Origin of the sequence: Plantactinospora mayteni, assembly GCF_016862935.1 — a bacterium.
Classification (GTDB): Bacteria; Actinomycetota; Actinomycetes; order Mycobacteriales; family Micromonosporaceae; genus Plantactinospora; species Plantactinospora mayteni.
Genome location: NZ_BONX01000012.1, coordinates 365,445 through 375,069 on the forward strand (window position 1 = coordinate 365,445; position 9,625 = coordinate 375,069).

10 protein-coding genes are annotated in these 9,625 nt (G+C 72.8%); 5 read left to right on the forward strand and 5 right to left on the reverse strand.

Features of this window, described 5'->3' with window-relative positions:
- Window positions 1–61 precede the first annotated feature (61 nt).
- Together Pma05_RS12620 and Pma05_RS12625 are read right to left on the reverse strand one after the other, a co-directional pair.
- On the reverse strand, window positions 62–1,462 hold the full coding sequence (locus Pma05_RS12620; RefSeq protein WP_203857529.1) for an amidase: 1,401 nt from the start codon (window positions 1,460–1,462) through the stop codon (window positions 62–64).
- Between the two features lie 47 nt (window positions 1,463–1,509).
- Window positions 1,510–2,652, reverse strand: a complete 1,143-nt coding sequence (locus Pma05_RS12625; RefSeq protein WP_203857530.1) for a cystathionine gamma-synthase — start codon at window positions 2,650–2,652, stop codon at window positions 1,510–1,512.
- Between the two features lie 23 nt (window positions 2,653–2,675).
- Here Pma05_RS12625 and Pma05_RS12630 point away from each other — a divergent pair, with 23 nt between their 5' ends.
- The 3 genes from Pma05_RS12630 (at window position 2,676) to Pma05_RS12640 (ending at window position 5,250) form a co-directional block, all read left to right on the forward strand.
- On the forward strand, window positions 2,676–3,089 hold the full coding sequence (locus Pma05_RS12630) for an HIT family protein (protein ID WP_203857531.1): 414 nt from the start codon (window positions 2,676–2,678) through the stop codon (window positions 3,087–3,089).
- A gap of 134 nt (window positions 3,090–3,223) precedes the next feature.
- Complete coding sequence (msrA, locus tag Pma05_RS12635) at window positions 3,224–3,886, forward strand: peptide-methionine (S)-S-oxide reductase MsrA (RefSeq protein ID WP_203857532.1); 663 nt, start codon at window positions 3,224–3,226, stop codon at window positions 3,884–3,886.
- A 380-nt stretch (window positions 3,887–4,266) separates the two neighbouring features.
- A complete protein-coding gene (locus tag Pma05_RS12640; RefSeq protein ID WP_203857533.1) occupies window positions 4,267–5,250 on the forward strand; it encodes a ribonuclease Z in 984 nt (327 codons plus the stop codon).
- Here the strand turns inward: Pma05_RS12640 and Pma05_RS12645 are convergent.
- Window positions 5,210–5,548 carry an MmcQ/YjbR family DNA-binding protein gene (locus Pma05_RS12645; protein WP_203857534.1) on the reverse strand — a complete coding sequence of 113 codons (339 nt, stop codon included), beginning with the start codon at window positions 5,546–5,548 and terminating at the stop codon, window positions 5,210–5,212. The two genes, Pma05_RS12640 and Pma05_RS12645, sit on opposite strands and share 41 nt — an antisense overlap.
- Before the next feature lie 17 nt (window positions 5,549–5,565).
- On the opposite strand from Pma05_RS12645, the gene Pma05_RS12650 reads away from it, so the two are divergent.
- Window positions 5,566–6,093, forward strand: a complete 528-nt coding sequence (locus Pma05_RS12650) for a GNAT family N-acetyltransferase (protein ID WP_203857535.1) — start codon at window positions 5,566–5,568, stop codon at window positions 6,091–6,093.
- Window positions 6,094–6,244: 151 nt separating this feature from the next.
- A complete protein-coding gene (locus Pma05_RS12655; RefSeq protein ID WP_203857536.1) occupies window positions 6,245–7,201 on the forward strand; it encodes a S1C family serine protease in 957 nt (318 codons plus the stop codon).
- A gap of 126 nt (window positions 7,202–7,327) precedes the next feature.
- Here the strand turns inward: Pma05_RS12655 and Pma05_RS12660 are convergent, their stop codons facing one another.
- Window positions 7,328–8,704 carry a cystathionine beta-synthase gene (locus Pma05_RS12660; RefSeq protein ID WP_203857537.1) on the reverse strand — a complete coding sequence of 459 codons (1,377 nt, stop codon included), beginning with the start codon at window positions 8,702–8,704 and terminating at the stop codon, window positions 7,328–7,330.
- Window positions 8,705–8,870: 166 nt separating this feature from the next.
- Window positions 8,871–9,230 (reverse strand): YkvA family protein, encoded by a 360-nt coding sequence (locus tag Pma05_RS12665; RefSeq protein WP_203857576.1) that lies wholly within the window; start codon window positions 9,228–9,230, stop codon window positions 8,871–8,873.
- Between the last annotated feature and the right edge of the window lie 395 nt (window positions 9,231–9,625).

Below are 9,625 nucleotides of genomic sequence, written 5' to 3' on the forward strand. Positions count from 1 at the left end.
CCGGTCGCCGGACTGCCCGCCCCCGAGCGCCCCACCGGACAAGAGCGAGTCGTGCAGCCGGTCAGCCGGCCGGGGTCGGCACCCGGGGATAGTCCGGCGCGTGCCGCCGCCACGGGCCGGTCAGCTCGAACTGCCCGGCCACGCCGAGCAGCAGCAGCTCCGATCCGGGCGGCCCGACCAGTTGCACCCCGACCGGCAGCCCGTCCGGGCGCAGTCCGACCGGGACGACCAGCGAGGGCAGCCCGGCGAGGTTCCACGGCCCGGCGTACGGCGCGTAGCGGATGCAGGTCAGCAGGTTGGACCGCCACGAGCGGGCGGCCCAGCCGAGGGCCGGCGGCGGTGCGCTGGCCAGCGCCGGGGTGAGCAGCAGGTCGACCGAGTGGTCGCCGAAGAAGTTGACGCTCCGCTCCCGCCACTGGGTGCGGTCCTGCTCGCGTACCAGGCCGCGGCGCCGGGCCCAGGTGCCGAGGGCGGCGTGCCGGCGGCTGCGCCGTTGCAGGGTGCCCGGATCCAGGCCGGCCGCCTCGATCTCGTTGGCGGCCGACGCCAGCCAGGTGGCGATGCCGCGCAGCCCCAGCGAGGTCGGATAGACCGGGTCGACCGAGACCGTGTCGTGTCCGGCCACCGCCAGCAGCTTGCCGGCGGCGGCCACCGCGTCCCGGTTCGGCTGGTCCGGGCGTACCCCGGAGACCGGTGAGCGGAGCGACACGGCGACCCGGAGCCGCTCCGGCGGCGTCAACTTGTCCGGCCGGCGTCCGGCGAGCACCGCGAAGCCGACCGCGGCGTCCGCCACGGTGCTGGCCAGGATGCCCTGCTCGGCGAGGCCGTACCAGTCGTTGGCGCCGAGCTGGCACGGCACCACGCCCCGGCCCGGCTTGAGCCCGACCAGCCCGCAGCAGGCGGCCGGGATCCGGATCGACCCGAGCCCGTCGTTGCCGTGCGCGATCGGCACCATCCCGGCGGCGACCGCCGCCGCCGCGCCGCCGGACGAGCCGCCCGGGGTGCGGTCGGCCGCCCACGGGTTGCGGGTCACCGCCGTCTCGTCGTCGGTGAACCCGAAGAGCCCCAGCTCGGGCATCCGGGTCACCCCGACGATCACCGCTCCGGCGCCGCGCAGCCGCCGGACCACCTCGTGGTCGTCCTCGGCCACCGGGGTACGCGCGGCTGCCGACCCGTTCCAGGTCGGCAGCCCCGCCACGGCGGTGTTCTCCTTGACCGCGACCGGCACCCCGGCCAGCGGCAGGTTCGCCAGGTCGTCCTGCTCGTCGACCTTCTCCGCCTCGACGATCGCCTCGCCACCCCGGACCACCCGGAACGCGGACAGCTCACGGTCGGCCCGGTCGATGTGGTCGAGGTGATCCGCCACCACCTGGGTGGCGGAGGCGTCCCCACGGCGGACCGCCCGGGCGATCTGCTTCGCGGTCGCGCCCACCCAGTTCGGCGTGATGTCCTGCACGGCCACCTCCCCATCGGCTTGTCCGCAACGCCGTCCGGGCGGCCGGACGACGGTCAGCCGAGCGCCTGCTCCAGGTCTGCGAGTAGGTCGTCGGCGGTCTCGATGCCGACAGACAGTCGCACGAGATCGGCGGGAACTTCAAGCGGCGAGCCGGCGGCACTTGCGTGTGTCATCCGACCCGGGTGTTCGATCAATGACTCGACCCCGCCCAGCGACTCGGCGAGTACGAAGAGTTTCGCCCGGTCACAGATCTGTACCGCGTGCTCCTCGCCACCGGCCGCCCGGAACGAGATCATGCCGCCGAACCGGCGCATCTGCTTCGCCGCGACCTCGTGCCCCGGGTGTTCCGGCAGGCCCGGGTAGAGCACCTGGGCCACCGCCCGGTGCCCGTGCAGGTAGTCGGCGATCCGCTCGGCGTTGTCGCAGTGCCGGTCCATCCGTACGCCGAGGGTCTTGACCCCGCGCAGGGTCAGCCAGGCGTCGAACGGCCCGTTCACCGCACCCATCGCGTTCTGGTGGTAGCGCAGCTCCTCGCCGAGCGCGGCGCTGGCCGCGACGAGGGCGCCACCGACCACGTCGGAGTGCCCGCCGACGTACTTGGTGGTCGAGTGCACCACCACGTCCGCGCCGAGCGCGATCGGCTGCTGGAGGTACGGCGAGGCGAACGTGTTGTCGACCACCAGCAGCGCGTCGACGTCGCTGGCCAGCGCGGCGAGCCCGGCGATGTCGGCGATCCCGAGCAGCGGGTTGGTGGGGGTCTCCACCCAGATCACCTTCGTCTGGCCGGGGCGGACCGCCGCCCGGACCGAATCGACATCGGAGATCCGGGCGGCCGTCCAGGACAGCCCCCACCGCTCGGCGACCCGGGCGAAGAGCCGGAACGTGCCGCCGTACGCGTCGTCCGGGATCACCACGTGGTCCCCCGGCCGACAGACGGTACGCAGCAGGGTGTCCTCGGCGGCCAGCCCGCTGGCGAAGGCCAGCCCGACCGGACCGCCCTCCAACGCGGCGAGGCAGTCCTGCAACGCGTCCCGGGTCGGGTTGGCCGACCTGCTGTACTCGTAGCCGAGCCGGGGTGCCCCGACGGCGTCCTGGGCGTAGGTGCTGGTCTGGTATATCGGCGGCACCACCGCCCCGGTGCGGGGCTCCGGCTCCTGGCCGGCGTGGATGGCGAGTGTCTCGAAGCCGTGACTCATTTGCAGAAGGCTAGCCTGCACTGGTGGCGGGGTGTGTGTTCTGCGGGATCGTGGCGGGTGCGGCGGCGTTCCGGGTGGTCGACTCCCCCGACGGGGTGGCCTTCCTCGACGTCCGCCCGGTGTTCAAGGGGCATCTGCTGGTGGTGCCGCGCACGCATGTCGAGACCCTCGGCGAGCTGCCCGAGGCGGCGCTGCCGGGCTACTTCCGGCTGGTCCGGCGGCTGGCCCTGGCCGTCGAGGCCGGGCTGGGCGCGGGTGGGACGTTCGTGGCGATGAACAACCGGGTGTCCCAGTCCGTGCCGCACCTGCACACCCATGTCGTACCGAGGACCAAGGGCGACGGGCTGCGCGGCTTCTTCTGGCCCCGAACCCGGTACGCCTCGGACGAGGAGGCCGGGTCGTACGCCGACCGGATCGCCGCCGCACTCAAGGACTGACCGGCGAGGTGACACCGGCGGGCGGGAGGCGACGAGCGGGCGTGGCCGGGAGGTGGGGTGGTACGGGCTCGGGCGGGTAAGGATCCCGGTGGGTGCCGTGTTACACCCGGCAGAGGTACGAAAGGAGTTCCATCGTGTTCCTACGGCGTATCAATGCCGAGCTGCCCACCCCCGACCAGGCCCTGCCCGGCCGGCTGATCGCGATGCCGATCGCCGACCGGCACGAGGTGCTCGGTACCCCGCTGCGGGGACCGTGGCCCGAGGGCGCCCAGGTCGCCGTCTTCGGGATGGGCTGTTTCTGGGGAGCCGAGCGGCTGTTCTGGACCCTGCCCGGGGTGATTTCCACCTCCGTGGGCTATGCGGGCGGTTACACCCGGAACCCGACCTACGAGGAGGTCTGCTCGGGCCGGACCGCGCACGCCGAGGTGGTCCAGGTGGTCTACGACCCCTCGAAGATCGGCTACGAGGACCTGCTCAAGGTCTTCTGGGAGAACCACGACCCGACCCAGGGGATGCGGCAGGGCAACGACGTCGGCACGCAGTACCGGTCGGCGATCTACACCAGCACGGACGAGCAGTCGGCGACCGCCCAGGCGTCCCGGGACGCGTTCGCGCCGATCGTGGCGCGGGCCGGGCACGGCGAGATCACCACCGAGATCGCCCGGCTGGGGGACTACTTCTATGCCGAGGACTACCACCAGCAGTACCTGGCGCCGACGAAGAACCCGAACGGCTACTGCACCCACGGCCCGAACGGGCTGACCTGCCCGGTCGGCGTGGCCAGGACCGGGGCGTAGCGGCCGGCGGACGACCGGCCCGTACCGGCGGGAGTGTGTGGCCAAAAACCGTTGCCGGGGCCGACCGGGGATGGATAGCGTGGCCGTACACGGGAAGGGAGGTGGTCCGAGCTTTGTATAGCAATAGGACTCGTGAGGTGGCTGTCCGCTAGCCGCTGTCCTTGACAGTTTCGGTGTCCGCCGCAGGCGGGCAGTTGCAAGTCGTCGAGACCGTGTGGCAGCGGTGCGGCGAATCCACGACAGCCACCCGACCCCCGGGGCGTGCCGGCCAAAGTCCAGCCGGCCTCCGCGTGACGATCGTCACCCGGTACCCCGGGGGTCGACCATTTCTCCGGCCGACCGCCACCCGCCGTCGACCGGAACCCCCGGAAAGGGCCGCCGTGTCCGTACGTGAGCTGGCGGTGCTGGGCACGGCCAGCCAGGTGCCGACCCGGCATCGCAACCACAACGGGTACGTGCTGCGCTGGGACCGCGAGGTGATCCTCTTCGACCCCGGCGAGGGCACCCAGCGGCAGATGATGTTCGGCGGCGTCCCGGCCGGCGACCTGACCCGGATCTGTGTCACGCACTTCCACGGCGACCACTGCCTCGGCCTGCCCGGCGTGGTCCAGCGGCTCTCGCTGGACCGGGTGCCGCATCCGGTCGACGCGCACTATCCGGGCGGCGACGCGCACTACTTCGCCCGGCTGCGGCACGCCAGTTCGTTCTACGAGACCGCCGAAGTGCGCGAACTGCCGGTACTCCGGGACGGCCAGACCTTCGAGACCTCCGCCGGCACCCTGCTGGCCCGCCGGCTCCGGCACCCGGTCGAGACGTACGGCTACCGGCTGGTCGAGCCGGACGAGCGCCGGATGCTGCCGGACCGGCTGGCGGCGTACGGCATCCGAGGGCCGGCGATCGGCGAGCTGATCCGGACCGGCCACGTCGACGTGGCCGGGCGGCGGGTGACGCTCGCCGAGGTGAGCGCGCCGCGTCCCGGCCAGCGGTTCGGCTTCGTGATGGACACCGGGCTCTGCGACGGGGTGTTCGCGCTGGCCGACCGGGCCGACCTGCTGGTGATCGAGTCGACGTTCCTGACCGAGGACGCCGCGCTCGCCGCCGAGGTCGGCCACCTGACCGCGGCCCAGGCCGCCCGGGTGGCGGCCGAGTCCGGGGTACGCCGGCTCGTGCTCACCCACTTCTCCCAGCGGTACGCCCCGACGTCCCGGGCCGGGGTGCCGCCGGCCGCCGAGCGCTTCGCGGCCGAGGCCCGGGAGCACTTCGACGGTGACCTGGTGATCGCCGAGGACCTGACCCGGGTGGCGGTACCGCCCCGGGCGCCGGTCAGCGCGGCAGCGTCGCCGCCAGCCGCTTCGGCGCCCTGATCCGCCAGGACTCGGTGAGCAGTTCGCTCAGCTCGACGGGGTCGGCGGTGTCGAGCACGACCACCACCATCGGATAGTTGGCGTAGTGTGCCGGCACGGTGTAGGTCTGCGGCGCCGCCGCGAGCAGTGCCTCCCGCTCGTGCGTGAAGATCGCGATCCGCTCGCCGTCCTCCAGCAGCCGGGCGAAGAGCTTGCCCCGGATCTTGCAGGCCGGTGTCCCGTATGAGATGCCCTGTTCCACCTCGGGTAGCACCGACACCAGATCACACACTCTGTCCCAGGTGACCACGTCGGCCACGTTACTACGATCAACTGATGACCCTCACCCTGCGCCCGGCGGTCGCCGCCGACCTGATGGCCGTCGGAGACCTCCAGCAGAGGTCGCGCACGATGGCGTACCGGGAGATCATTCCCGCGGACGCGCTGGCGGTGGAGACCGGCGAGATGATGGGCCGGTACTGGACGGAGCGCTGGGCGTACGAGCGGGACACCCACCAGATGACGATGGCGGAACGGGACGGCCGGCTGGCCGGCTTCACCTATCTCGGGCCGCACGATCCGGCCGAACCGGACTCGGCCGGCCCCGACGTCGGCGAGCTGTACGCGATCCACCTCGACCCGGCCGAGCAGGGTCACGGGGTGGGCCGGACGCTGATGGTCGACGCGCTGGCCAAGCTGCGCGCCCAGGGCTGGCGCCGGGCCGTGCTCTGGGTACTCGTCGGCAACGCGCACGCCCGGGACTTCTACGCCCGGGGCGGCTGGGTGCCGGACGGCGCCGAGCGGGAGGGCGGCATCGGCCCGGTGTTGACCCCGCAGCTCCGCTACGCCCGCGACCTGCCCTGAGCGCCTTCCCAGCGGCCTCCGGCAGCACTCCGGGACCGGCGTGACAGCGGTCCGGCACGGCGCGTGACGGCCGCCCACCACGGCGACGGATTTCGCTCTGGGCGCAGCGGTGCCGGGGATCGAGCGGGGTCGTGTTGGCGTTGACCGGCACATGAGCACCGAAAGACTCGAACCGGAGCGCGCCGAGCGGGCCGCTCTGGACGCGTACTCGCAGGTGGTGACCGGGGTGGCGGACCGGGTGCTGCCGAGCGTGGCGGCGCTGGCCGTACGCGGGCCGCGCGGGGCCGGAGCCGGCTCGGCGGTGACCTTCACCGACGACGGTTTCCTGCTCACCAGCGCACACGTGGTGGACGGGGCGACCGGCGGGCTGGCCACCTTCGGCGACGGCGCCGAGGCCCGGTTCGACGTGGTCGGCGCCGATCCCCTCTCCGACCTGGCCGTACTCCGGGTTCGGGCCACCACCGCCCCGCCGGCCGAACTCGGCGACGCCGATCCGCTGCGGATCGGGCAGCTCGTGGTGGCGGTCGGCAACCCGATGGGGCTGGCCGGCTCGGTCACCGCCGGGGTGGTCTCCGGGCTGGGCCGGTCGCTGCCGGCCCGGGACGGCCGGGTCGTCCGGCTGATCGAGGACGTCATCCAGACCGACGCCGCGCTCAACCCCGGCAACTCCGGTGGGGCGCTGGCCGACGCGGCCGGCCGGGTGGTCGGGATCAACACCGCCGTCGCCGGGTACGGCCTCGGCCTGGCGGTACCGATCAACTCCACCACCCGGCAGATCATCGGCGACCTGGTGAACTCCGGACGGGTCCGCCGGGCCTGGCTGGGTGTCGCCGGAGTGCCGGTACCGCTGCCGCCGGCCGTCGCCGAGCGGACCGGCCAGCAGCGCGGGCTGCGGGTGGTGGAGGTGGTCCCGGAGAGCCCGGCCGGGATAGCCGGGATCTACCTCGGTGACGTGATCATCTCGGCCGGTGGCCGCCCGGTGGCGAACGGACAGAGCCTGCAACGGCTCATGCTCGGCCCGGCCATCGGCAGCCGACTGCCGATGACCCTGCTGCGCCGGGGCGCCTTCGTCGACGTGATCGCGGTGCCGACCGAGCTGACCCGCTGACGGCCGGCGGCCGAACTGACCCGGTGACACCGGGCGGCCGAGTTGATCGCGGTGCGGGCCGGGCGGACCCGCTGACGGCCGGCACCGCCGGATCCCGCTCGGCCGCGCCGGCCGGTCCGGTGCCGGTCAGCGCGGGGAGGCGCCCAGGTGGGCCAGCAGGTCCTGCCGGGTGAGTACGCCCTTCGGCTTGCCGTCCACCAGCACCAACGCGGCGTCGGACTTCTCCAGCAGCCCGACCGCCTCGCTCACCGGCTGCCCACCGCCGATCATCGGCAGCGGCGGCCCCATGTGCCGCTCGATGGTGTCGTGCAGCTTCGCCTGGCCGGTGAAGAGCGCGTCCAGCAGGTCCCGTTCGGCGATCGAGCCGGCGACCTCGCCGGTCACCACCGGCGGCTCGGCCTTGAGCACCGGGAGCTGGGAGACCGCATATTCCCGCATGTAGTCGACGGCGTCCCGGACGGTCTCGGTCGGGTGTACGTGGATCAGCTCGGGAATGCCGTTCGGCTTGCTGTTCAGCGCGTCGGCCACGGTCGGCTCGGTGGCGCTGGTGTCCATGAAGCCGTACCGGGCCATCCACTCGTCGTCGAAGATCTTGGACAGGTAGCCCCGGCCGCCGTCCGGCAGCAGCACCACCACCACGTCGTCCGGGCCGGCCCGCCGGGCCACCTCCAGCGCGGCGGCCACCGCCATCCCGCAGGAGCCGCCGACCAGCAGCCCCTCCTCGCGGGCGAGTCGCCGGGTCAGCTCGAAGGAGTCCTTGTCGGAGACCTCCACGATCTCGTCGCAGACGCCCCGGTCGTACGTCTCCGGCCAGAAGTCCTCGCCGACCCCCTCCACCAGGTAGGGCCGGCCGGTACCGCCGGAGTAGACCGAGCCCTCCGGGTCGGCGCCGATGATCCGTACCGCCCCGCCGGAGACCTCCTTGAGATAGCGGCCGGTGCCGGAGATGGTGCCGCCGGTACCGACCCCGGCCACGAAGTGCGTGATCCGGCCGCCGGTCTGCTCCCACAGCTCCGGACCGGTGGTCTCGTAGTGCGAGCGCGGGTTCGCCGGGTTGGCGTACTGGTTGGGCTTCCATGCGCCGGGGATCTCCCGGGTCAGCCGGTCCGACACGTTGTAGTACGAGCGGGGGTCCTCCGGGGCGACCGCCGTGGGGCAGACCACCACCTCGGCGCCGTACGCCCGCAGCACGTTCTGCTTGTCCTCGCTGACCTTGTCGGGGCAGACGAAGACGCACTTGTAGCCGCGCATCTGGGCAACCAGGGCCAGCCCGACACCGGTGTTCCCGCTGGTCGGCTCGACGATCGTGCCGCCCGGCCTCAGCAGCCCGGCCTGCTCCGCCTCCTCGACCATCCGCAGCGCGATGCGGTCCTTGACCGAGCCGCCCGGGTTGAAGTACTCGACCTTGGCGAGCACGGTCGCCGAGATGCCGGCGGTCACCTGCCGCAGTCGGACCAGCGGGGTGTCACCGATCAGCTCGATGACGTTGTCGTAGTAGCGCACGACGTTGTGCCCTTCTCGGTGCTCGCCGGCCGGACGGCACTGGCCGGGCACAGGGTCGGTGCTGGTGGCGTGCGGTCGGGGCGAAGGATGGTGTGTTCTCCCGCCAGCGTACGTGCCGCCGGACCGGCCCGGGGCCGGGGATCCCCGGCCCCGGGCCACGGAACCCTCAGTGCACCACTCCGCCGGGGATGACGGAGGCTCGGCGGGCCTCCCAGGCGAGGAAGCGCTCGGTCTCGGCGAGTACGGCACCGGCCAGCCAGGTCACCATGACCGCGTCGTCGGCCAGGCCGAAGAGCAGCAGGGTGAGTTCCGGCAGCACGTCGACCGGGGACAGCACGTACGCGGTCGCGGCGGTCATCAGGGCGAGCCGCAGCCCGCCGTCGTACTCGCCCCGCGCGGTCGCCGCGATCATGCGGGGCAGGGCGGCGATCCGCTTGCCCAGTGACGGCCCGCCCCGGGAGCCGGCGGTCAGTGCCCGGAACAACGCCCTGAAGGCGGCAGTTCGTCGAAGTGTCTTGGTGGCCATGTCCGCGCCCTCCTCTGCGTTCATGATGCATCCGAACGCAACCGAACGCTCATCGGGAAATTCGGTCGGAGGTCGGAGAAACGTCGGAAAGTCGGCGGTGAACCGACGCTGGCCGGGTACCCGACCGCCACCGATCGGCGCAGGCGGAACGCGACAGCGCGGCGGGTGCGACCGGGTTAATCTCGAAGGTCGTGAGGGGTATGGCGGCATCAGGCGGGGGGCCTCGTTAACGCTTCCCCACGGCTGGAAGCCGGGGGATTTCTGGCTCGGACCGCACCCGACCACCGTCCCGGAAGGAGGTGATCGCGTGTCTTACGTCGTCGGCACCAGCACGGCCGCGCTCTGCCGTGGCGAGGATCGTCCTCGCGGCGTTCCGGTCCCGACAGGCGGTGTAT